21 protein-coding genes are annotated in these 21,817 nt (G+C 61.5%); 4 read left to right on the forward strand and 17 right to left on the reverse strand.

The features are described from left to right. Positions 1-73 precede the first annotated feature (73 nt). Positions 74-2,134 (reverse strand): elongation factor G, encoded by a 2,061-nt coding sequence (locus tag CVU60_03765; protein PKN42918.1) that lies wholly within the window; start codon positions 2,132-2,134, stop codon positions 74-76. 267 nt (positions 2,135-2,401) lie between these two features. Between CVU60_03765 and CVU60_03770 the strand changes: the two genes are divergently transcribed. Together CVU60_03770 and CVU60_03775 are read left to right on the forward strand one after the other, a co-directional pair. Beyond that, positions 2,402-3,379 (forward strand): hypothetical protein, encoded by a 978-nt coding sequence (locus CVU60_03770; GenBank protein PKN42919.1) that lies wholly within the window; start codon positions 2,402-2,404, stop codon positions 3,377-3,379. Further along, entirely contained in the window at positions 3,376-4,482 is a 1,107-nt protein-coding gene (locus CVU60_03775; GenBank protein PKN42920.1) for a radical SAM protein, read from the forward strand. The genes CVU60_03770 and CVU60_03775 overlap by 4 nt, the downstream gene beginning before the upstream one ends. 458 nt (positions 4,483-4,940) lie before the next feature. On the opposite strand, the gene CVU60_03780 is transcribed toward CVU60_03775, so the two are convergent. The 16 genes from CVU60_03780 to CVU60_03855 all read right to left on the reverse strand — a co-directional run bounded on the left by CVU60_03780 (position 4,941) and on the right by CVU60_03855 (position 20,405). After that, positions 4,941-5,486 (reverse strand): hypothetical protein, encoded by a 546-nt coding sequence (locus CVU60_03780; protein PKN42921.1) that lies wholly within the window; start codon positions 5,484-5,486, stop codon positions 4,941-4,943. 90 nt (positions 5,487-5,576) lie between these two features. Continuing rightward, positions 5,577-6,584, reverse strand: a complete 1,008-nt coding sequence (locus tag CVU60_03785) for a hypothetical protein (protein PKN42922.1) — start codon at positions 6,582-6,584, stop codon at positions 5,577-5,579. A gap of 28 nt (positions 6,585-6,612) precedes the next feature. Then, positions 6,613-7,398 (reverse strand): hypothetical protein, encoded by a 786-nt coding sequence (locus CVU60_03790; GenBank protein ID PKN42923.1) that lies wholly within the window; start codon positions 7,396-7,398, stop codon positions 6,613-6,615. An 18-nt stretch (positions 7,399-7,416) separates the two neighbouring features. Then, positions 7,417-8,130, reverse strand: a complete 714-nt coding sequence (locus CVU60_03795) for an orotidine-5'-phosphate decarboxylase (GenBank protein PKN43033.1) — start codon at positions 8,128-8,130, stop codon at positions 7,417-7,419. Further along, the gene (locus CVU60_03800) at positions 8,127-8,771 is read right to left on the reverse strand and encodes a guanylate kinase (protein ID PKN42924.1); all 645 of its coding nucleotides are present in this window, start codon (positions 8,769-8,771) and stop codon (positions 8,127-8,129) included. Before CVU60_03800 ends, CVU60_03795 begins: the two co-directional genes overlap by 4 nt. After that, positions 8,764-9,021 carry a DUF370 domain-containing protein gene (locus CVU60_03805; GenBank protein ID PKN42925.1) on the reverse strand — a complete coding sequence of 86 codons (258 nt, stop codon included), beginning with the start codon at positions 9,019-9,021 and terminating at the stop codon, positions 8,764-8,766. Before CVU60_03805 ends, CVU60_03800 begins: the two co-directional genes overlap by 8 nt. A 3-nt stretch (positions 9,022-9,024) precedes the next feature. Continuing rightward, complete coding sequence (locus CVU60_03810) at positions 9,025-9,906, reverse strand: YicC family protein (GenBank protein ID PKN42926.1); 882 nt, start codon at positions 9,904-9,906, stop codon at positions 9,025-9,027. Further along, on the reverse strand, positions 9,891-10,454 hold the full coding sequence (locus CVU60_03815) for a DUF4416 domain-containing protein (protein PKN42927.1): 564 nt from the start codon (positions 10,452-10,454) through the stop codon (positions 9,891-9,893). Before CVU60_03815 ends, CVU60_03810 begins: the two co-directional genes overlap by 16 nt. Continuing rightward, the gene (locus CVU60_03820; GenBank protein ID PKN42928.1) at positions 10,451-11,740 is read right to left on the reverse strand and encodes a tRNA (N6-isopentenyl adenosine(37)-C2)-methylthiotransferase MiaB; all 1,290 of its coding nucleotides are present in this window, start codon (positions 11,738-11,740) and stop codon (positions 10,451-10,453) included. Before CVU60_03820 ends, CVU60_03815 begins: the two co-directional genes overlap by 4 nt. Beyond that, on the reverse strand, positions 11,730-12,773 hold the full coding sequence (locus CVU60_03825; GenBank protein PKN42929.1) for a tRNA 2-thiouridine(34) synthase MnmA: 1,044 nt from the start codon (positions 12,771-12,773) through the stop codon (positions 11,730-11,732). The genes CVU60_03820 and CVU60_03825 overlap by 11 nt, the downstream gene beginning before the upstream one ends. Positions 12,774-12,803: 30 nt before the next feature. Continuing rightward, positions 12,804-14,270 carry an Asp-tRNA(Asn)/Glu-tRNA(Gln) amidotransferase GatCAB subunit A gene (gene gatA / locus CVU60_03830; protein PKN42930.1) on the reverse strand — a complete coding sequence of 489 codons (1,467 nt, stop codon included), beginning with the start codon at positions 14,268-14,270 and terminating at the stop codon, positions 12,804-12,806. Positions 14,271-14,310: 40 nt separating this feature from the next. Further along, positions 14,311-14,595, reverse strand: a complete 285-nt coding sequence (locus CVU60_03835) for an Asp-tRNA(Asn)/Glu-tRNA(Gln) amidotransferase GatCAB subunit C (GenBank protein ID PKN42931.1) — start codon at positions 14,593-14,595, stop codon at positions 14,311-14,313. A gap of 2 nt (positions 14,596-14,597) precedes the next feature. Beyond that, positions 14,598-16,532 (reverse strand): hypothetical protein, encoded by a 1,935-nt coding sequence (locus CVU60_03840; GenBank protein ID PKN42932.1) that lies wholly within the window; start codon positions 16,530-16,532, stop codon positions 14,598-14,600. Positions 16,533-16,668: 136 nt separating this feature from the next. Continuing rightward, a complete protein-coding gene (locus CVU60_03845; GenBank protein ID PKN42933.1) occupies positions 16,669-18,576 on the reverse strand; it encodes a molecular chaperone DnaK in 1,908 nt (635 codons plus the stop codon). A gap of 238 nt (positions 18,577-18,814) precedes the next feature. After that, positions 18,815-19,834 carry a type I glyceraldehyde-3-phosphate dehydrogenase gene (gene gap, locus CVU60_03850; protein PKN42934.1) on the reverse strand — a complete coding sequence of 340 codons (1,020 nt, stop codon included), beginning with the start codon at positions 19,832-19,834 and terminating at the stop codon, positions 18,815-18,817. Positions 19,835-19,844: 10 nt separating this feature from the next. Beyond that, positions 19,845-20,405, reverse strand: a complete 561-nt coding sequence (locus tag CVU60_03855; protein PKN42935.1) for a GAF domain-containing protein — start codon at positions 20,403-20,405, stop codon at positions 19,845-19,847. A 189-nt stretch (positions 20,406-20,594) separates the two neighbouring features. Between CVU60_03855 and CVU60_03860 the strand changes: the two genes are divergently transcribed. Together CVU60_03860 and proC are read left to right on the forward strand one after the other, a co-directional pair. Continuing rightward, positions 20,595-21,011 carry a nucleoside-diphosphate kinase gene (locus tag CVU60_03860; GenBank protein PKN42936.1) on the forward strand — a complete coding sequence of 139 codons (417 nt, stop codon included), beginning with the start codon at positions 20,595-20,597 and terminating at the stop codon, positions 21,009-21,011. Continuing rightward, entirely contained in the window at positions 21,011-21,802 is a 792-nt protein-coding gene (gene proC, locus CVU60_03865) for a pyrroline-5-carboxylate reductase (protein PKN42937.1), read from the forward strand. Before CVU60_03860 ends, proC begins: the two co-directional genes overlap by 1 nt. Positions 21,803-21,817 lie beyond the last annotated feature (15 nt).

The following is a 21,817-nucleotide window of genomic DNA, read 5'->3' on the forward strand; positions in this document are numbered from 1 at the left end:
GGGAAGTGAAGCCCAAGGACAAGACCAAAAAAAAGGCCGCGTTGGAGCGGCCTTTTTCGTGCGGAAGACGGGTTCAATCTTCTTCTTTCTTGCTGTCGGCGATGACCTGCTCGGCCACGTTGGGCGGGCATTCCTCGTAATGGGCGAACTCCATGGTGAAGGTGCCCTGGCCTCCGGTCATGGAGCGCAGGTCCGGGGCGTATTTCATCATTTCGGCCATGGGCACGTGAGCCTTAACTTCGGTCACCCCGCCGATGGAGTCGGAGCCCAGGACCCGTCCGCGCCGGCTGGAGAGGTCGCCGATGACGTCGCCCATGAACTCGTCGGGAATGAACACGGCCGCGAGCATGATGGGTTCGAGCAGTATCGGGTTGCACATCTCGACGGCTTTCTTGAAGGCCAGGGAGCCCGCGATCTTGAACGCCATTTCAGAAGAGTCGACGTTGTGGTAGGAGCCGTCGTAAACGGCCACCTTGAAATCGACCATGGGATAGCCGGCCAGGAATCCGCGTGCAGCCGCTTCCTGGACGCCTTTGTCCACCGCCGGAATGTAGTTGCGCGGAATGGAACCGCCGACGATCTCGTCAAGGAACTCGTAGCCCGCACTGCGGGCGTTGGGCTCCATGCGGATCCAGCAGTCGCCGAACTGGCCGCGTCCGCCGGACTGTTTCTTGTGCCGGCCCTGGACCTGGGCCTTGCCCTTGATGGTCTCGCGGTAGGGGATCTTGGGGGTTTTGAGGAGAATGTTGGTCTTGTAGCGGCGCCTGACCTTTTCCACAGCCAGCTCGATGTGCAGCTGTCCCATGCCGGTGAGCAGCATGTCGCCTGTCTCGTCGTTCCGCACCAGGTGCAGGTTGATGTCCTCGTCCAGAAGCTTCTGCACCGCCGCGAAGACCTTGTCTTCCTCGCCTTTTTCCTCGGCGGCCAGGGCATAGGAAATGATGGATGGGCTCAAGGCCGGCTTGGGCAGGATGAACGGGGCCTTCTCTGCGCACAGGGTGTCGCCGGTGGCCGTGTTCTTGAGTTTGGCCACGGCCACGATGGCTCCGGGTCCGACCTCGTGCTTGCAGGGGGTCTGTTTTTTGCCTTCCAGAAACAGGATTTGGCCGATCTTTTCCTTTTCGTCCTTGGTTGCGTTGAGGACGCTGGCGTCGGGGGAGAGCACGCCGGAGAGCACGCGCAGCACGGACAGCTGCCCGGCGAAGGGGTCGGCAATGGTCTTGAAGACAAAAGCGGCAAACGGTGCGTCAGGGCTCGACGGGCGTTCGTTGCCGTCGGCGTCGAGCCAGGGCTCGTGTTCCAGTGGCGAAGTCATGAGGTTCTGCATGGTCTCAAGGAGCGTGACCGCACCCTTGTTCTGCAAGGCGGCGCCCGCGCAGACCGGGACCAGCATGCGTGCGGCGATGCCTGCGCGCAGACCGGCGATCATTTCCTCGTCCGTCAGCGAGCCTTCCTCGAGGTATTTTTCCATCAACTCTTCGCTGCTTTCGGCGATGTTTTCTACAGCGATTTCACGCGTCATGGTGACTTCGTCGGCCAGGTCTTCAGGCATGTCGATGGGCGTCAGGGCGCCATTCTCATCGAAGGCGTAGGCCTTTTCGGCCAGGATATCGACCAGGCCCCGGAAGTCGGCTTCGCTGCCGATGGGCAGATAGAGGAGGACGGGCTTGATGCCCAGGGTGTCGGACAGGGCCTGATAGGCCATTTGGAAATTTGCACGTTCACGGTCCATCTTGTTGATGAAGACCATGGCCGGGAGCGAGGCCTTGACTGCTTCGGACCAGATCTTCCTGGTCAGCGGCTTGACCCCGTCGATGGCGTCGATGATCAGGACCACGTTGTCCGCGCCCTGCAGAAGATAGGGAAGATCACCAATGAAGTTGTTGTCGCCGGGCGTGTCGATGAGAAAATTCAGGTTCTTCTTCCAGGGGAGCTGCGCAAAGCCGGGTTGAATGCTGCCCCTGCGTTTGGTTTCTTCGGGTTCGTAGTCGAGGACTGTCGAGCCCTCGTCGATCTTGCCCAGCCTGGTAATGGAACCGGCGGCGAACAGCAGCATTTCGGCCACTGAAGTCTTTCCGGTTCCTCCATGCCCTATCAGGGCGAAAGTCCTCTGTTTTTGAAGTTGATCCTGCATACAGCCCCCTTATGCAAAGTATTACGCAACCATATGGCTACAGGGTATAAGATCGTTCCAGTCTTTCATAATGATCGACGGGAATTCGCTTGCAAAAGAGAAGAAATTGGATGAAAGTCCCACGCTCTAAGTCCCCGAGCGCTTGTAAACCGCCTGCTATCCTGAACTTTTTCAAGAAATACCCCTATAGAGAGGGGTCTTGGAAGTTGTCAAGAGCAATGGGATTTTAAGTGCTGCGTAATTCTTCAAAATTGTTGAGAGAAAATCATGAACACGGTCGATTCACAGCCCCTGGACCCTGCATCCGCCACGCTCCTGCGTTGCCGTGCCGAGAATATGGATGCCGATGGGCCCTGGCTTTTCTGGTCCGCTCCGCCGTCCCCGACCTTGCGCCGCAGCCTGAAAGACCACGGACAGCTCGTGCCCGTGCTGGTCGATGCCGCAGGCGCACGGCCCGTGCTCGTTGCGGGTGCGGCCCGGGTTGCCGCCCTGGCGGAGCTTGGCCGTGAGATTCTGTGCCTGGACCTTGGTGCCCTCGGCGCAGAGGCCAGAGGACTGACCTATGTGCAGTCCAATGCCGGTGCGGAGTTAACCGACGGGCAGCTCGTTCTGGCCCTGCGCTACTTCAACGCCCTGTCGGACGTGAACATGGCGCGGGTGCTTGAGGCGCTCGGCTTTGAAGCGCGTTCCAAGAAGATGCGCCTGGTCCGCGCCTGGCTGACGCTGCCTGCGCGCTGGGATGCGTTTCTGGGCACGGGCGCTGTGCCCCTGGCTTGCGCGGACGTGCTGGAAGCATTTGCCCCTGAAGATCTTGAGGCCCTTGAGGCGCTCTTTGCCTCGCTCTTCTGGTCACGCGGGAACGCGGTCAACGTGCTGACGTGGATTCGCGAGGTCTGTGCCCGTGACGGTGTTTCCGTGGCAAAAGTGCTGGAGGGCGCGGGTTTGAGAGAGATTCTGGCTGCCGGTCTTTCGCCCAAGGACGCCATGACCCGCATCATTCACGAGGTACGCCTGCAGCGCTACCCGGTACTGTCGGACATGGAGCGCGAGTTTGTCGACACCGCCCGCCGGGTCTCGGCCGGAACGCGTTGGCGGGTGGTCCAGCCGGACGTGTTCGAGAGCAACGCCGTGGAACTGAGCGTGCGCCTGACGAGCCCGGCCGATCTGCACGCTGCCAGCGCTGAACTTGCCCGCATCGCGGTCCGGGAAGATCTGGGCGGCCTTTTTCCTTTGGGGGACAAATGACGGCCCTGCCTACCTATCTGCAGGGCATCAGCCGGGTTGTGGTCGATGCGGCCGTGGCCGGTTCCCCCGTGGCGCAGCGCGTGCGTCAGAGGTTGCCCCACCTGACGGCGGAAGTACTGGACGAGGGCGAAACCCTGTCCTCAGGGCTGGCGCGTGAGGATATCCTTTACCTGAAGCGGTACCGGGGTCGTTTTTTGCGTCATTGCCCCGGCACCAGCCATTATCGTTGCTGCGGATACCAGATCGTGCATATCGGTGAAAATTGCCCGCTTCGCTGCTCGTATTGCATTTTGCAGGCCTATTTTCAGGACCGCGTGCTCAAGGTCTGGGCCAACCAGGACGACCTGTGGCAGGAGCTGGACCAGTCCTTCAGCGCAAACCCTGATCGCCGCTACCGGGTCGGTACCGGGGAATTCACCGATTCATTGGTGCTTGAGGCCCTGACCGGCTATAGCCGGGATCTGATCGAATTTCTGGGGAGCTATCCGCAGGTCTGCCTTGAACTCAAGTCCAAGGTGGTGGACCTGTCCTGGATGGACGTTGTCCGCGATCCCTCAAGGGTCCTTCCGGCCTGGTCCATGAACGCACCTGCCATAGCAGAGCACGAGGAACAGGGCGAGTGCGCGAGCCTGGAAGAGCGCCTCACCGCAGCACGGACCTGCGCCCGGGCGGGTTTTCGGGTCTGCCTGCATTTTGACCCCATGATCCATTTTCCCGGCTGGCAGGAAGGCTACGCCCGCACGGTGGAGATGATCTTCGACCATCTGCGCCCCGAGGAGATCGCCTATGTGAGCATGGGCTCTTTTCGACACATGCCGGACCTGAAGCGCTGCATCATCGAGAATTTTCCCGGTTCGAGCTACATCCATGGGGAGTTCATCACCGGGATCGACGGCAAGCAGCGTCTGTTGCGGCCCTTGCGGGTCGAGCAGTTCCGCTTCCTGGCCGACGCGTTGCGCCGGGGCGGGCTCGATCGGCAGCTCTATCTGTGCATGGAGTCGGACGAAGTCTGGCAGGCGGTACTTGACCGCACGCCCTCGGACCTGGGCGGTTTATACAGGCATCTGATGGCGCAGGCTTTTGGTGATGGAGGGAAAGAGTAAGGGACTGTCAGCCTGTGAGTATTTTCAATTTGCGGGACACGGTCCGGTCCCGCCATGGCTATCCAAGCCCTGTTCTCGGGGGTGGCATTGTACGGCCGCGATCCGGGTTGGGCCGGGCAAGGGCCGCCGAAACTCCTTCTCCGGCCTCGTAGAGTCGAATCGTTGCGTGCAGGGCGTTATGTCTGGGTGGTTCGGTTGGCAACGATTCAACAAACGATGCCAGGCTCAGTCAAACAGTCGGCGCCCCTAGCCCGGCCCAACCCGGCCCGCTGGGAAGACGCATGAATGGTCGGTTTTTTCGAGTTGGCCTGACGTTGGGTGCGAAGTCATTGCGAGAAGCCAGGCTCTGCGTGGGAGTCTTCGACGCGGCAATCCACGCTTCCGATCTCTGGGGCGGCACTGTGCGGCCGCGAGCCGGATTGGACCGGGCGAGGTCCGCATGAGCTCCTGGAAGGCTCTCAGTCTGCTGCGGGCTGCGATTTCATGATGCCGCCCAGATCCAGATTCATGTTTTTTATGCAGCTGTCTTTAAGATGGCAGCGTTCACACCCGTAGCGGTGAGGGTAGGGGGTGATGGTCGCGTATTTGCGGTCCAAGGCTCCTGAATCCTGCAGGTTCAGACCAATTTTTTCAAGCGTCCGGCACAGTGGCTTGGTTGGAACCGGAACCGGCGCGCATTGCTTTTCTCCCAGTTCAGGCATCAGCGCCTTCAAGGTCCCCATGATCATGGTCTGGGCGATGGCCTCGTGCTTGAATCCTTCCGACGGGGACTGCTTCCAGATTTCGTCGACCTGGTCCTCCACCTCGCTTTCAAGAAATACGACTACATGTTCCTTGCGGTCACCAAGCTTGTAGACCTTGAGAAGGGGAAGCCATTTTTCCCAGACGTCGAGCACGGAGAGCATGTCGCGCGGGCCGAGTTCGTCGATCTGGGAGAGGAAAAGGAACGTGGGAAAATCAAACTCCGGCTGCACCGGCAGTTGGGTTATGGACAAAATCTTCATGAATGCTCGAACCTGTGGTCTAGGGTGTCTGGGAAGCCGGACGCGAGGCCCGTGGCGTGGATTGGTCCTTGATATACTTGCGCGTGAAACTCAAGAATTTTCTCTGGCTCCAAGGTGTCTGGCCGCCCACAGCGAGGCCTGTAGACGGTTGGGCACGTCGATTTTCTTGTAGATGTTGTAGATGTGCGATTTGACGGTGTTGAGGCTCAGAAAAAGCTTCTGCGCGATATCCTTGTTGGTGGCTCCGGCGGCGAGCATGAGCAGAATTTCCTGTTCGCGCTGGCTCAATTCGGCCTGTCCGTCTTCCGGGGCAATCAATTCGGCGGGGCGGTTCTGCTTGCCGAGCAGAAAAGCGGACATGGCCTCGCGGGAGAACCAGAGCTCATTTTCAAGCATGGCGCTGACACCCTTGACCATCAGCCTGAACGGGGAGTTGCGGTAAAAGATGCCGCGAATGCCGGAGGTGAGGGCTTCCAGTTCGAGGGAGCGGTCTTCCGGGACGTTGAAAAGGGCCACGGACGTGGACATGAACGGGGAATCCTCGCCGTTCGCCTCCTGCAAAAGCTCCTCCATGGACATGCCGGTGCAGTCGAGAAGGGTCAGGTCGGGCCGGGCGCTTTCAAGAATTCTGGGCAGGGAAGGGGAGTGGCTGCAGCTGACTCCGGTCTCCTGACTGAGTCTGGCAGCCAAAAGGTCGTTCAGGAGCGGGTCGTCTCCGACGATGCCGAGCATGGCCGGTCCTGCCTGGCCGGGTTTTCTGCCCGAGTTGACGCAAAGGGAGGTGACCTTGGTCGGATCGAAGGCGACGGCCATGCCGTTTTTTTCCGTACGCACCACTGTGCCCTCGACCCGAAATCTGGATTGCTGCTGGCCGGCTCTCATGCCGCCGAAATCGAGGGAGATGTTCAGCGTCACTTGCGTTCCGGCGGGATATGTCTGCCCGGTTTCGAAAAAGACCCCTCCAGCAGAGATGTTTGTCGTCGCCAGCTCCTGGTCCGAATAGTCATGCATGATCGAGCTCACTTTCGTGGGGATGCTCAAGGAAAAACGTTCAATACTGCGTCGAGTGCCCCTTTTTGACGCCGTGCTGTTGTTCATGTTTCCTCCGTGGCGGGTGTGCAACGTGTTAGTCCGATACTTTTGCTTCCGCGGTGGAGATGTCTTGCGGCAACAGGTTGTTTTTCTTGAGGTACGCTAAAAATTTTTGGGCAATTTCCAGGTTGTTGTTGAGGCGCAGGGCCGTGCGCAGATGTTCGATGGTGCTCTGGATGTCGGCCTTGGCGAAACAGGCCCTGGCCATGTTGTAGTGCAGGTTCTCGTCGGCCGGGGAGAGCTCCAGCGCCTTGGCGTAGTACTCCGTGGCCTGTTCGTACATCTCGTTCTTGCGCAGACTGATGCCGAAATCATTGAAGAGGTGCTTGTGTTCGGCCTCGAAGGTCGCCTCCATCTTGATCAGGCGTTGGAAGATGTTGTCGGCTTTGCCTGTTTCTCCCCGGTCCAGATAGGTCAGGCCCAGGCCGAAATTGGCCCTGATGTTTTCTTCATCGACGCGCAGGGCGTTGTCGAATTCGTACTCCGCGCTGTAGGTGTCCCCGTTCACTCGATGTCGCTCGGCCTTGGCGATGGTCTGATTGAGTTTGCGGATACTCGGAAAGACCTTGCTCGAATAGAACTCGGGTTCGGGTTCGTACTGCTCCAGGAATTCTTCTTTCGGGATCTCCTGCTTGGGACCGGAAGGGACGTAGTTCGGATTCAGTGGCTGGATGGTGATCACGCCCTGGTCGTCTTCTTCGGCAAACCAGTACATGGTCTGCGTGGTCTTGCGTATGGTCGCACCCGCACCGACCTTGGCAATTTTTTCTGAGGAAAAAACGCCCTTGATAAGCGCGCGTTGATTTTCAGTTTCCGACATGGGCGTCCCCCGCAGAAATTATGTGATTGTCTTCAGATAGTTCCGAGCTGCCTGCACAGGGTTGTCCGACCGGGTGATGGGTCGGCCGACGACAAGGTAATCACTGCCGTCACGGGCTGCCTGAGCCGGAGTGCAGACACGTGACTGGTCTCCACAGTCTGCGTCGGGCAGGCGAATGCCAGGAGTGAGGAGCTGAAAAGATGCTCCACATGCCTGACGTATATCACGAACTTCCCTGCCTGAACAGACCACGCCGTCGAGTTTCCAGTTTTGGGCGCTTTGCGCCAGATAAACGGTCAGATCGCGCAGATCCGCCTCGGTGGCGTCGGGATTCCAGGCCAGATCCTTGGACCCAAGGCTGGTCAGCAGCGTCACGGCGAGGATGAGGGGGGAAGCCTGTCCGGGTGCAAGGCCCTGGGCCCGGCCTGCCGCCGCCGCTTCGCACATGGCGCGTCCGCCGAGTGCGTGGATGGTCAGCATGTCCACGCCCATGCGCGTGGCCTGGGCCGTGGCCGCTTGCACGGTGTTGGGGATGTCCATGAATTTGAGATCGAGAAAAACCTTGAAACCCATATCCTTGAGTCGGGCGACAAGCTCCTGTCCGGAGTTCAGGTACAGCTCCAGACCGACCTTGACCCAGGGCACCACGCCTTGCAGGCTCGAAGCCAGGGCCAGCGCCTGCGCCGTCTCGGGAAAATCCAGGGCCACAACCAGTGCCGGGTAGGTTTTCATGAGAGCCCCCACTGGCGGATCAGGGCGGCTTGCCAGGACTCCTGGTAGGCGGGTCTGGTTTTTTCGGCCACATAGATGGCTCGTAGCTGTTCGTAAGCCAAATTCAAGTCGTCGTTCACGATCCAGTGGTCGAACCACCGGCTGTCCCCGATTTCGTCCCTGGCGGCGGCCAGACGGCGGATGATGGTGGCCTCGCTGTCCGTGCCCCGTCCGGTCAGCCGGGACTCCAGAGCCGCGCGTGACGGAGGGAAGACGAACACGTAGCAGCCCTGCCCCATGTTGCTCTTGATCTGGCGCGCGCCCTGCACGTCGATGTCGAAGATGACGTCGCGGCCTTTGGTCAGGAGGTCCATGGTGGTCTGTCTCGGGGTGCCGTAAAGGTTGCCGTGGACTTCGGCCCATTCGGCGAAATAACTTTCGTCCCGGCGGCGCTCAAACTCTTCGCGGGTCAGGAAATGGTATTCCCGGCCGTTGGCCTCGCCCGGACGGGGTGCGCGGGTGGTGCAGGACACGGAAAAAGTAAAGGCGCTGAATTCGGCGGTCAGCCGTCGGATGAGGGTGCTTTTTCCGGTGCCCGAAGGGGCGCTGATGACGAGCATCATGCCCACGTTGGCTTGCGGGGGAGTGCTTGCGCTATTCATCACTGCCTCCGGCGGTGAATCGTTGGCTGATGGTTTCGGGCTGGATGGCTGACAGGATGCAGTGGTTCGAATCGGTGATGATGAGCGAGCGGGTTTTGCGGCCCTGCGTCGCGTCGATGAGCCGTCCGGCCTGCTTGGCCTCCTCCCGCAGGCGGCGCATGGGGGAGGAGGTCGGGCCGACGATGGCCACCACTCTGCTTATGACCACGGCATTGCCGAAGCCGATGTTGAGGAGTTTTTTCTTTTCCACGCCCTACTCCAGGTTCTGGATCTGCTCTCTGCATTTTTCGAGTTCGGCCTTGAAGGAGACCACCAGCTGGCTGATGCTCGTGTTCTGGCTCTTGTTGCCGCAGGTGTTGATCTCGCGGAAGCATTCCTGGACCATGAAGTCGAGTTTGCGGCCCACGGGCTCGGTCTGGTTGAAATAGCCGTCGATGCCCTTGAGATGGATCTCAAGGCGCGTCAGCTCCTCGGAGACATCGACCCGGTCTGAGATGGTTGCCAGTTCCTGCAGCATGCGGTCCGGATCTATCTGGGCACCGCTGTCAAGGAGCAGCTTGGCGACCCGTTCCTGCAGCAGGGCGAAACGCTCCGGCGCGGTCTGGGCCGCCAGGACGCGGATCTCTTCCACCAGCACGGTCAGGCGAGCAAAGCGCACGCGCAGATCATCCTCCAGCGCCAGACCTTCCCGGACCCGCGCTTCGTCCCAGTCCGCAAGGGCCTTCTTCAGGGTCTCGGTCAGGCTTTCGATGAGCTGCGGGTTGTCGATGCTGCCGGAATCCTTCCACAGGGAAGGGATGTTCAACAGCCGGTTCAGGTCCGGCGTGTGTGAAAGGCCCTTGGATGCGGCCAGAGTCTCAAGCTCCTGCAGCATGGACGCCGCCATGGTCCTGTCCAGGCTAAGCGACTGCAACTCGGGGTTGTTGATCTTGAGCCCGAGAAAGAGCTCCACCCCGCCCCGGTTGGCCACTGTGCGGACCTCGTTTTCCCAGGTTTTTTGGTGGGCGTAGAGGGTGGGCGGAATCTTCCACTTCAGATCCAGATGGCGGTTGTTGAGGCTGCGGATTTCCCAGGACAGGGTCCAACCTTCCTCCTGGGCGCTGGCGCGGCCGTAGCCGGTCATACTCTTGGGCATTGCGTATCCTCTGATGATGTTAAATGCTTGAGGGATTCCCTGTACATGTCCCGGATGCGGGTCAGGTGCTTCTTGACCTCGGGCGCGGCGTAGTCCGGGAAGGTCCAGGGGAGGTCACACCAGTCTCCCCCTTGAAAAATGAGGGTCAGGTCGGCCCAGATTCCCTGTGACAGGTACACCCTGTGCGTGAAATTCTTGCCCGTGGCCAGGACCAGGCGTTCCTGGGTGACGTAGCCCGGGTCGAGATTGAAAAACCGCCTGCCGTCACGCGCCCAGCGAGTCTCAAGCCTGTTGGTAGCCAGCTTGATTTCGGCCAGCCCGTCGAGGGGCAGGGGGCGCTCAAAGGACAGGACAAGCCGGGAAATGGGCGAGCCCAACTCCGCGTCGTAATAGCTGGTCCGGCTGAAGGGGATGGGCTGCGACTCGTAATCGATGCGGCCCATAATCTCTTCAAGACGCGGTCGCAGCGTCGGCCAGACCTCCTCCCGGCAGGCGCTCAGCACCGACAGGAATGCACGTCCCGGCAGGGGCTCCTTCGGGATGCTCATGCCTTCTCCGTGTGCTCATGGGCACGTTTGGCCTTTAGTCCCGAAGAGGTCAATCCCACCGGGACGACGCGCAGAAGTTCGTGAGCCAAAGGGGGCGCGTCGCTGACCGAGCATTCGACGTAAAATTCGTTCATTCCCGTGCCTCCATCTTCCATGGCTACATCCATGACCGGGAGTTTGAGCAGCTCAAGCAGAAAATCCTCGCGTTTGCGGGCCACCTCCCGGCGCAGGGCCTTGGCCCTCTCCCGGCGGATGTGGCCGGGCACGGAATTCTTGAAGAGTGCGGCCGGGGTACCCGGGCGCTCGGAATAAGGGAAGACGTGCGCGTACGAGAGCGGCAGGCGCCGCACGACCTCCAGGGTTTCGTCCGCATGCGCCTGCGTTTCACCCGGAAAACCCGCGATGAGGTCCGCGCCAAGGCCGAAGACAGGCCAGATTTTGCGCAGGTCATGCAGAAAGTCGAAGATCTGCTCCGGTCCGTAGTGCCCCCGCCCCATGCGGCGCAGCACTTCCGGGCTGCCGCTCTGCAGGGAGACGTGCAGGTGCGGAGTCATGAGGCGGCTTTGCGCCAGGGTGGAGAGCGCCTTGGCGTTCAGGTCGCCGGGTTCCAGGGAGCCCAGCCGCAGCCGTGCCCGACCGGCCCAGCGGGGGGACAGGGCCCGGTCCACCGCGGCAAGAAGATCCCAGAAGTCTTCATTTGATGGCAGATCCCGGCCGTAATGGCGCAGGTTGATGCCGCACAGGGAGATTTCGCGGATTCCGGCCTCAAGCAGACGCTCGGCCTCACCTATGACCTCTGCGGGAGGGCGGCTGACGGAGCGACCGCGCGTGGAGGGGATGATGCAGTAGGTACACCCGTGGGAGCATCCGTCCTGGACCTTGATCACGCCCCGGGCGCGGTTGTAGCCGGAGATGGCCGGCGTCGGAAAGGGGGCTTGCGCCTGGTCCGCGCTGCCGAGCCGAGTCTTGTCTTTCTGGGAGATGATCTCATCCACCGCGTCCATGGCCAGGATGCGTTCCCGGTCGGCCTCCACGGCGCAACCGGCCACGACAATCCACGGTTTGGGACTGTTTGAGGAAAGGCTTCGGACCAGTTTGGCCAGATCGAGCACCGCGCGCTCGGTCACGGCGCAGCTGTTGATGAGCACCAGGTCGGCCAGGGACGGGTCATGGGTTTCCATCAGGCCGTCCGCGACGAGGGTTTCGCGGATGGCCTGGGATTCGTACTGGTTGACCTTGCAGCCCTGGGTGGTCAGAAAAAAAAGCTGTCCGGGTTCACGCCGCACGGGTCGCCTCCTGGATCACGCCGCCGGCCAGGACCTGCCCATCGGGTGAATACACGGCGGCCACCTGGCCCGGAGTGGGAATGGGCCGTGGCTCCGGAAAGGCGATGGACATGCCGGATTGGTCCACGGTTACGTGCGCAGGTTCCGGGAGCTGACGGTAGATCGTCTGCACGAGCACCTCCTCTGGCCAAAGTCCGGGCGCAAGGAGCAGGTTGGGGACGGCCGTGCGGCAGCCTGACGATATGGCCTCGGATTTGGGGCCGACGAGGAGCCGGTTGTGCACGAAGTCCTTGCCCGTCACGTAGAGGGGTTCGCGGTAGGCGATGCCCAGGCCCTTGCGCTGCCCCAGGGTATGGTTCCACAGGCCCGCGTGCCGGCCAAGCACCGTGCCGTCGGCCAGTGCGATGGGACCCGGACCGCCCAGCCGGATCTTTCTTTCCCGCAGAAAATCCCTGTAATCAGCGGGGATGAAACACACTTCCTGGCTTTCCCGTCCGGCGGGCGGCTCCATGTTGCGTTCGGCCAGGGCCAGCCGCACGGCGTTCTTGGTCCAGTCGGCCAGGGGGAAGAGGACATGCCCGAAACGTTCCCGAGGCACCCTGGACAGAAAATAGCTCTGATCCTTGCTTGCATCGAGGCCCCTGTACAGGGCCGGGCCGTGCGCGGTGTGCAGCAGTCGGGCATAGTGGCCCGTGGCCAGCCGGTCCGCCCCGAGTTCCCGGACCCTGTCCAGCAGCAGTCCGAACTTGATGGCCGGATTGCAGGCCGCGCAGGGGTTGGGGGTCAGCCCGGCCTGATAGGCGCGCACAAAGGGGGCAACGACCAGTTCCTCGAATTCACGCCGCAGGTCCAGCAGATGGAAGGGCACGAAAAGGGTGGAGCACAGATCGCGTAGCCGTTCGTGCAGGACTTCGTCATCTGTACCCAGAAAACGGGCGTGTACGGCCATGACCTCGGCTCCGGTTTCCCGGAGCAGAAGCAGGCTCATGAGGGAATCGGCCCCTCCACTCAGTGCGATTGCGGTTTTGTGCATGTAAAAAAAGGCCGGAAGATCCGGCCCGGGTTAAGCAAGCGGCGGCTTTGGCAGCTTTGGCAGGTGAGTTTCCAACGTCTGGGCCGCGGACAAGAGGCCCGCTTCATCCATGTTCCCGGCGAAGAGTTGCAGGCCGACGGGCATGCCGGAGTCCTTTCCGAGCCCGACAGGCAGGGAGAGACCGGGCAGTCCGCTCAGGTTCAGGGAGATGGTGAAGATGTCCGTCAGGTACATCTGCAGCGGATCGGCAGTGTTTTCTCCGATGGCGAAAGCCGTGGTCGGGCAGGCCGGACCGCAGATCAGGTCGCATTTGTCCAGGGCGCTCAGGAAGTCCTGGCGGATCAGGCGCCGGACCTGGGCCGCCTTCCTGTAATAGGCCTCGTAGTAACCGGCCGAGAGCACGTAGGTGCCGAGCATGATGCGGCGCATGACCTCTTCCCCGAAGCCTTCGGAGCGTGAGCGGGTGTACATGGTCGCAAGGTCCTGGGTCTGGCTGCTGCGGCGGCCGTAGCGCACCCCGTCAAAGCGGGCCAGGTTGGAGCTGGCTTCGGCCATGGCCAGGATGTAGTAGGTGGCGATGGCGTACTCCGTGTGCGGCAGTGACACGGGCACTACCTCTGCGCCCAGGGAGGCGGCCAGGTCGACGGCGCTGCGGCAGGCCGCGTCCACCTCGGCCGAGAGGCCTTCGCCCCAGTACTGTTCCGGCAGGCCCAGGCGCAGGCCCTTCAGCGAGTCGCTCCGGTTCAGGGCTTCGAGATAATCAGGGACCGGCGTGTTGACGCTGGTGGAGTCCTTGGGATCGTGGCCCGCGATGACCTGCAGGATTTCCGCCGCATCGGCCACGGTGCGGGTCATGGGACCGGCCTGGTCCAGGGAGGAGCCGTAGGCGATGAGGCCGCGCCGTGAAACACGGCCGTAGCTGGGCTTGAGGCCCACGATGCCGCAGAAGCTGGCGGGCTGGCGGATGGAGCCGCCCGTGTCCGTGCCGATGGATGCGAAGCACTGTCCGGCTGCCACGCTGGCCGCGGAACCGCCGCTGGAGCCGCCGGGAACCCGCGCCGTGTCCCAGGGATTCCTGGTGACCTTGAACGCGGAATTCTCCGTGGACGAGCCCATGGCGAATTCGTCCATGTTGGCCTTGCCGAGGATGATGGCCCCGGCGTCTTTGAGTCTGGTCACGCAGTCGGCGTCGTAGACCGGGACGAAGTTTTCAAGAATTTTGGAGCCGCAGGTGGTGGGCATGCCCACGGTGGCCAGGACATCCTTTATGACGACCGGCACTCCCCACAGCGGCCTGGTTGCGTCCGGCCCCTTTTTGTCCATGGCCGCGGCCAGGCTCAGGGCTTCTTCCCCGGAGACATGCAGGAGGGCGTCAAGCCGTGGTTCGGTAGCGGCGATGCGCTCCAGGCAGGAAGTTGTCGCTTCCTGGGCGGTGACTTCGCCTGCGCGCAGGAGATCGCGGACCTGAGTCAGGGAATGGTGGAAAAGCTGTGACATGAAAAATTCCTCTTGGAGCGGTTCTGAAGTGCGTCGCCGATCAGACGATGCGCGGCACGATGAAGTATTCGCCGTCGGTCTCGGGGGCGTTGCGCAGGATCTCGGTGCGATCGAAATCCTTGCGGACTTCGTCCTCGCGCAGGAATCCGGGCTGCTCGACGGGAGTGTACATGGGTTCGACGCTGCTGGTGTCCAGTTCGTTGAGCTTGTCCATGTAGCCGAGGATGTCATCCATCTGGACGCTGAGGCCGGCGGCCTGTTCGGGGCTTATTTCGAGCCGGGACAGGGTGGCGATGGCCAGGGCTTTTTCAGGGCTTATTTTCATGCTCATCCTTGCTGCTTCTTGTTTTGAAGTTGGATTCGGCGTTCTTCGCGGCGAATCTGTCTCTGTTCCCTGGCCTGACGGATTTTTTCCATGTCGGCCCGGATCATGCCCGATTGAGTCGGCTGGAACAGGAACAGGTCCTGGGAAGCCTGCCCTGCGTCCCAGTGCATGGGCGCCAGGGTCCAGGGCATGCGGCTGGCAGCCTCTGACAGGGCCTGGTTGAAGGCGGAGACGGAGTTCTGGCCGCCTCCGAGCAGGGCGGTGAAGCGCACGAAGTCGTAGCCCAGCGCCGCCCACATGTCCGCTTCTTCCCCGCCACCTTCCTCCATGCCGCGCTTCAGGCTCTGGGCGCTTTGGGAGGGGCTGTCGGTGCTCCATGCGCCGGGAAAGAGCGTCAGGTCGAAGTATTGGGTTTCAAGGTTCGCTTCGCCCAGGCTCTGGCCCCAGAGTTGTGGTCCAAGGAAGATGAGCCGCGTTTCCTCGTAGTAATGGAAAAGCGGGGCCAGCTGCTGTACCCGGAAGAGGGAGTCGGGCAGGAAAACCGCCTGGAAGGGAGGCTCGGGGTTCAGGGTGTCCTTGGCTCCGCTGGCGCCCAGAATGGCGGCCACGGCCTTGCCCCAGGTCGGTGGGTTCTGGATGTCGTAGCTTCTCGTCGTGGAGATGCGCGCGCCCAGAATTCCTGCCTGCTCGCGAAAGATGTCGGCCATGGCCGTGCCGAACCGGTCCTGGGGATGCAGGATCGCGTAAGACGTGATTCCAAGCTGTTCGCAGCCCCGGATGACGGCCCGGACCTGGTCCGCAGGGGTGCTGAAGAAGCGCCATGCTTCCTTGCCCTCGTCCTCGACGCTGGGCATGAAGGTCAGAAATCTGGATGTGCGGTGCAGGCCCGCCAAACGAATCTGTCCCCAGATCTCCTTGCGCAGCGGTCCGCCGATGATGGGCACGCCGCTCACGGCGCGCAATTCTTCCAGAAAGGTCGGAGATTCGGTATTGATGAGCTTGATCGCCGGGGCCTCGGTCTGGGCCCGGCTCTCGCGCCAGGCTGTGTCGGCGCCTTTGGCGATTTTCCAGCCTACCTGCGAATAGGGGCCGGAAAGGGGCAGGAGCAGGACCAAGCTCTGCCTGACCACGCCCATTTCCTGTTCCAGGGCCCGCAGCTGACCGGCAAAGAAATCCTTGTTGGCGAGACTGCCGCTGCGCACTATGGCGGACAGGCTGGGCCAGACGGCTGGCCAGTTGCCCTTGTCTTCAGTCAGAAGCTTCATGCTTCGCGCCCAGACCACCATGGACCAGGGATAGGCGTTCGGATCGGCGCCAAGAGCGCTGTCCAGAATCCTGCGCAGCTCATCCACCTGCAGGGATTCCGCACGGCGCAGGGCGTCGGCTTCCATGGCCCCCCGTGTGCCGTCATCGGGCACGGCCTTGTAGACAAGGCCCATGGCTTCGAAGGCCAGGCCATATTCCGGGATGGCCCAGAAATGGTCGGTCAATTCCATCCCGGCCGCCATGCGGGTGGTCCAGTCCAGGTCGGCGCGTCCGGCGAGATCAATGAGATAGCTCGCATAGGCGTCCCTGCCCTTGCGCGCCAGGAGAAGCTGGGCGTTGGCCTGGTTCCAGTCCCAGGAGGACGTGGCGGTTTTGTTTTCGGCCTGCCAGGCCTGCAGATTCTTTTCCGCCAGGTCGTATTCCCCGAGCTGCACCGCGCTGCCGACGGTATTGCGCCAGGCCTCGCCGCGGCCGGGGTCGCCCACGCGGCTTGTCTCCAGATACTTGGTATAACGCTGGAGGGCTTTTTCCGGGTCCGCCGCCTTGTGCCCGGGCAGTGCGGAGGCGGGCTTTGCGTCGGGGGTGGAGTACACGATTTTCTTGGCGCAGGAGGCGGAGCCGAGAATCAGGGCCATGACGAGGATGCAGGAATAAAGTGATCGGAATTTCATAAGGTATGGAGCCTGACAGGGGTCTGACGGGGTGTCCCGGTTGAATAAAAAAAAGCCTGGCCCCGTCAAGGGCCAGGCGTGGAGTATAGGGACCGGCAAATTGCCGTGTCAAGCCAATGCTTGCCGTGGTCTGAACTTACTTTTTCACTTCCGTGTAGTCGGCATCAACCACGTCTTCATCGTCGTTTCTGGCGCCGCCGCCCTGTCCGGCGTCCTGCGGCCCTTCTTGGGCTCCGGCGTCGGTCTTTTGGGCATAGAGCTTTTCGGCCAGCTTGTGCGAGGCCTGGGCCAGTTCGTCCATGGATTTCTGGATGGCATCGGTGTCTTCGCTCTGCAGGACGCCTTTGAGCGCCTCGGCCTTGCCTTCGATGTCCGCCTTCATGGCCGCATCGATGTTCTCTCCCAGATCACGGATGGATTTCTCCGTGGTGTAGATCAGGGTGTCGGCGCTGTTGCGGACTTCGATGAGCTTCTGCTTCTTCTTGTCCTCTTCGGCGTTGGCTTCGGCTTCCTTGACCAGACGGTCGATGTCCGCATCGCTCAGGCCGCTCGATGCGGTGATGCGGATGGACTGTTCCTTGCCGGTGCCGAGGTCCTTGGCCGAAACGTTGACGAGGCCGTTGGCGTCGATGTCGAAGGTGACCTCGACCTGCGGTACGCCGCGGGGAGCGGCCGGGATGCCGGTCAGTTCGAAGCGGCCCAGGGTCATGTTGTCGGAGCACATGGGACGCTCGCCCTGCAACACGTGAATGGACACGGACGGCTGATTGTCGGCGGCCGTGGTGAAGGTGTTGCTCTTGCGGGTCGGGATGGTCGTGTTGCGGTCGATGAGTTTTGTGAACACGCCGCCCAGGGTTTCGATGCCAAGGGACAACGGAGTCACGTCAAGGAGCAGCACGTCCTTCACATCGCCGGCCAGGATGCCGCCCTGAATGGCCGCGCCCATGGCCACGACTTCATCGGGGTTCACGCTGCGGTTGGGCTCCTTGCCGAAGAACTCGCCGACCTTCTTCTGCACCAGTGGCATGCGGGTCATGCCGCCGACCAGGATGACTTCGTTGATGTCGCCGGTCTTCAGGCCCGCGTCGGCCAGTGCCTTGCGACAGGGCTCGATGGTGCGATTCACCAACGCCTCGCACAAGGATTCCAGCTTGGCCCGGGACAGTTTCATTGTCATGTGCTTGGGGCCGTTCTGGTCAGCCGTGATGAAGGGCAGGTTGATGTCCGTCTCCATGGAGGAGGACAGGTCCTTCTTGGCCTTTTCGGCGGCTTCCTTCAGGCGCTGCAGAGCCATCTTGTCCTTGGACAGATCGATGCCGTTCTCCTTTTTGAATTCGTCCACCAGGTAGGTGATGATCTCGTGGTCGAAATCCTCGCCGCCGAGGAAGGTGTCGCCGTTGGTGGCGCGCACTTCGACGACATTGTCCCCGACTTCGAGGATGGAGATGTCGAAGGTGCCGCCGCCGAGGTCGAACACGGCGATCTTTTCGTTGGCCTTCTTGTCGGAGCCGTAGGCCAGGGAAGCAGCGGTGGGCTCGTTGATGATGCGTTTCACATCAAGGCCCGCGATGCGGCCGGCGTCCTTGGTGGCCTGACGCTGCGAGTCGTTGAAGTAGGCCGGGACGGTGATGACCGCTTCGGTCACGGTCTCGCCCAGGTAGGTCTCGGCGTCTTTTTTCAGGCGCTGCAGGATGAGCGCGGAGATTTCGGCCGGGCTGTACTTCTTGTCGCCGATCTCAACGTAGGCGTCGTTGTTGGCTCCGGCCACGATCTTGTAGGGGCTCTTGCTGATCCAGCTCTTGAGCTTGGGGTCGTCGATCTGCCGGCCCATCAGACGCTTGACCGCGAAAATGGTCTTGTCGGAGTTGGTCACAGCCTGACGCTTGGCGATCTCGCCCACCAGACGGTCCTGGTCGGTGAACGCCACGATGGAAGGAGTCGTGCGCCCGCCTTCGGGATTGGTGATGCATTTGGCTTCCTTGCCTTCCATGACATAGACGCAGCTGTTGGTCGTACCCAAATCTATTCCGATAATCTTACCCATTGTGGTCTCCTCTGCGATATTTGAAATAATTATGTAAAAATCGGGCACAAATTAACGCCTAAAAATTGCTTGTAAAGGGCAGGAGAGGTTTTTTTTTGGCTGGAGGGTCCAGAGGGTAAACGGCGACGCATCCGGAAGCATGCTTCAGGGGAGGATGACAGGCGTGCGGGTCGTGCACGAAAAAGCCCCTGCCGTCACTGACGGCAGGGGCCTTGGTTCGAATCGCTCGCCGGTTGGATCAAAGGCCTTTTTGCGCCATCAGATGGGCCAAATCGGCCACGCGGCATGAATAGCCCCATTCGTTGTCGTACCAGATCAGCACTTTGGCCAGGTTTCCGGCCTGGACAGTGGTGAAGTCCGCGTCCACCACGCCCGAGTGCGGATCGGCGATGAAATCCGAGGAGACCAGCGCCTCTTCGGCATACCCAAGGATGCCCTTGAGTTCGCCTGCGGCTGCGTCCTTGAATGCGGCCTTGAGTTCCTCGGCCGTCGTGTCGCGCTCGAGCACGGCCACGAAATCCACCAGGGAGACCGCAGGCACTGGCACGCGCACCGAATAGCCGTCAAAGCGCCCGGCCATCTCGGGGATGACCTTGGCCACGGCCTTGGCCGCCCCCGTGGAGGTCGGGATCATGTTGCAGGCGGCGGCCCTGGCCCGGCGCAGGTCCTTGTGCGGGAGATCGAGGATGCGCTGGTCGTTGGTGTAGGCGTGGACCGTGGTCAGCACACCCTTGGCCACGCCGAACTTGGCGTGCATGATCTTGACCGCCGGAGCCAGGCAGTTGGTCGTGCAGGAGGCGTTGGAGACGATGTGGTGGATGGCCGGGTCGTACTTGTCCTCGTTCACGCCGATGACCACGGTCAGGTCTTCGTCCTTGGAAGGCGCGGTGATGATGACCTTCCTGGCCCCGCTCTCGAGGTGCTGCCCGGCGGTGGGGCCGGTGCGGAAGATGCCGGTGGACTCGATGACGATATCGACGCCGCACGACTTCCAGGGGATGAGCTTGGGATCGCGCTGGGCAAAGCTCTTTATCTCCCACTCGCCGCCCACCCGGATGGTGTCCGCGTCCGCCTCCACCGAAGGTGCGAAGTGCCCGTAGGAGGTATCGTGCCGGAGCAGGTGGGCGTTGGTCTGGGTGTCGAAGAGATCGTTGATGGCCACCACTTCCAGGGTGTCGCGATGGCGTTGCCAGATGGTCTTGAGCACCTGTCGGCCGATGCGGCCGAAGCCGTTTATTCCTATTCGTGTTTTTTCCATAAGATGCTCCCTAGTCTTCAAAAACCTGGTAGTCGTAAGCGTTTATGAGTTCCATCTGGCGCTTCAAGGTCTGGTGCATGCGCGCGTTTTCGATGGCGATGGCCGAAATGTTGGCGATGGCCTGCAGGAAGCCGATCTCTTCCTCGTCAAACTCGCGGCGCTCTCCGGTGTAGACCCGAAGCACACCGATGGGGCGGCTGCCTTCCACAAACAGGGGGGCCACCAGCACGGAAACCAGCCCTTCCTTGGCCGCTTCGCCGCCGTACTGGAAGCGCGGGTCCGAACCCGCATCGGCAATCTGGACCACCTTGCCGGTGAAAGCCTCGCGGTCCAGGCCGCTCTTGGCCACTTCGACCACGCCTTTTTTGGCGTAACGCTCGCTGAGGCCGAAATAGGCTGCAGGCTTCAGAACCTTGCCGCTGCGGTCGAGGAGGCGGATGAAGCACCCCTTGACACCCATGGCCCGGGTCACCTGTTCCGCGATCCGGCTCAGCACCTCGCTCGGGTCGAGGCTTGAGTTCACCGTTCTGCTGACTTCGTAAATAATTTCGTAGAGGCGCTTTTTGCTCATGATTTCCTCCGTTCATGTCTGAAACTTCGCGAGAAACATACATGACAAAGGCTCAAGAGAACAACACCTTTTCGCTTCCGGCTCAAAATTATGAATTGAATGAACAAACAGGCCGGCTTTTTCCGCGAGTGTCTTGAGTTTTCCACATGCAGAGGATACGAGGCCCCAAAATCTTTTACAGGAGTATTTATGGAACGCACTTTTTCCATCATCAAGCCCGACGCCGTGGCCCGCAACCTTCAGGGCGAAATCATGGCCATGATCCAGGGCGCAGGGCTGCGCGTCGTGGGCATGAAGATGATCCAGTTGACCAGATCCCAGGCCGAAGGCTTCTACGCCGTGCATAGCGAGCGTCCCTTTTTCGGCAGTCTTGTCGAGTACATGTGCTCCGGTCCGTGCGTGGTCATGTGCCTGGAAGGCGAGAATGCCGTGCAGAAGTACCGCGACCTGATGGGCGCGACCAACAAGGACAACGCCGCCGAAGGCACCATCCGCAAGAAATACGCGCTGGACATCGAAAAGAACTCCTGCCACGGTTCCGACGGTCAGGATACCGCAGCGGTCGAAATCGCATACTTCTTCAACGCACTGGAGCTGGTGGGATAATGAAAAGATTCGGGTTCATCGGGCTTGGGAACATGGGTGGGGCCATCGCCAGGGGGTTGGCCGCAGGCGGAGCGTTCGCCCTGCACGGATTTGATCCCAGCGAGGGCATGTGCCGCAGGAATGCGGACATCATGAGCATCCATCCGACTGCCCAGGAACTGGTCAAGAATTCGGACTATGTCCTGCTGGCCGTCAAGCCGCAGGTCATGCGTCCGGTGCTGACCGGTCTGGTCCCGGCCCTTGGACCCGAAACCTGTCTTGTCTCCATCGCCGCCGGCGTCACTCTGGACCAGCTGGTCGAATGGTCCGGGAAAGAATGCCCCGTGGTTCGCGTCATGCCCAACACTCCGGCCATGGTCGGCAAGGGCGTGTATGCGCTGTGCTTCGACCACGAGCTCCTGGATGAGAGCTGCAGGCAGACTCTGCTGGACGTCTTTTCCTCCATCGGCCAGGCCCATGTGCTGCCGGAGAAGCTCTTTGACGCCTACACCGGGCTCATCGGTTCCGGGCCCGCCTACGTATACGCCTTCATGGAAGGCCTCATCGACGCCGGCGTCACCCTCGGGCTGACACGTGCCCAGGCCACCAGCATGGTCGCGGGGCTGGTCTCGGGATCGGCGCTCATGGCCGAGGCGGAGGGTGCCCATCCGACGCTTCTGAAGGAGATGGTCACCTCGCCCGGCGGGACGACCATCGCGGGCCTCAACGCCCTGGACGAACATCACTTCAAATTCGCGATCGGCCGGGCAGTCCGGGCGGCCGCCGAGCGCAGCAAGGAACTTGCGGATTAGGGCGGCCAGGAGCCG

The organism is Deltaproteobacteria bacterium HGW-Deltaproteobacteria-18, assembly GCA_002841885.1.
Lineage (GTDB): Bacteria > Desulfobacterota > Desulfovibrionia > Desulfovibrionales > Desulfomicrobiaceae > Desulfomicrobium.

Coding starts and splice junctions, on each gene's coding strand:
- CVU60_03840 (PKN42932.1), bottom strand. CDS start 16,532: ATGAAATTCCGATCACTTTATTCCTGCATCCTCGTCATGGCCCTGATT.
- CVU60_03810 (PKN42926.1), bottom strand. CDS start 9,906: ATGCCCAAGAGTATGACCGGCTACGGCCGCGCCAGCGCCCAGGAGGAA.
- CVU60_03800 (PKN42924.1), bottom strand. CDS start 8,771: ATGAATAGCGCAAGCACTCCCCCGCAAGCCAACGTGGGCATGATGCTC.
- CVU60_03775 (PKN42920.1), top strand. CDS start 3,376: ATGACGGCCCTGCCTACCTATCTGCAGGGCATCAGCCGGGTTGTGGTC.
- CVU60_03765 (PKN42918.1), bottom strand. CDS start 2,134: ATGCAGGATCAACTTCAAAAACAGAGGACTTTCGCCCTGATAGGGCAT.
- CVU60_03815 (PKN42927.1), bottom strand. CDS start 10,454: ATGAGCATCCCGAAGGAGCCCCTGCCGGGACGTGCATTCCTGTCGGTG.
- CVU60_03835 (PKN42931.1), bottom strand. CDS start 14,595: ATGAAAATAAGCCCTGAAAAAGCCCTGGCCATCGCCACCCTGTCCCGG.
- gap (PKN42934.1), bottom strand. CDS start 19,834: ATGGAAAAAACACGAATAGGAATAAACGGCTTCGGCCGCATCGGCCGA.
- CVU60_03795 (PKN43033.1), bottom strand. CDS start 8,130: ATGAAAACCTACCCGGCACTGGTTGTGGCCCTGGATTTTCCCGAGACG.
- CVU60_03860 (PKN42936.1), top strand. CDS start 20,595: ATGGAACGCACTTTTTCCATCATCAAGCCCGACGCCGTGGCCCGCAAC.
- CVU60_03780 (PKN42921.1), bottom strand. CDS start 5,486: ATGAAGATTTTGTCCATAACCCAACTGCCGGTGCAGCCGGAGTTTGAT.
- proC (PKN42937.1), top strand. CDS start 21,011: ATGAAAAGATTCGGGTTCATCGGGCTTGGGAACATGGGTGGGGCCATC.
- CVU60_03770 (PKN42919.1), top strand. CDS start 2,402: ATGAACACGGTCGATTCACAGCCCCTGGACCCTGCATCCGCCACGCTC.
- CVU60_03825 (PKN42929.1), bottom strand. CDS start 12,773: ATGCACAAAACCGCAATCGCACTGAGTGGAGGGGCCGATTCCCTCATG.
- CVU60_03790 (PKN42923.1), bottom strand. CDS start 7,398: ATGTCGGAAACTGAAAATCAACGCGCGCTTATCAAGGGCGTTTTTTCC.
- CVU60_03855 (PKN42935.1), bottom strand. CDS start 20,405: ATGAGCAAAAAGCGCCTCTACGAAATTATTTACGAAGTCAGCAGAACG.
- CVU60_03845 (PKN42933.1), bottom strand. CDS start 18,576: ATGGGTAAGATTATCGGAATAGATTTGGGTACGACCAACAGCTGCGTC.
- CVU60_03785 (PKN42922.1), bottom strand. CDS start 6,584: ATGAACAACAGCACGGCGTCAAAAAGGGGCACTCGACGCAGTATTGAA.
- gatA (PKN42930.1), bottom strand. CDS start 14,270: ATGTCACAGCTTTTCCACCATTCCCTGACTCAGGTCCGCGATCTCCTG.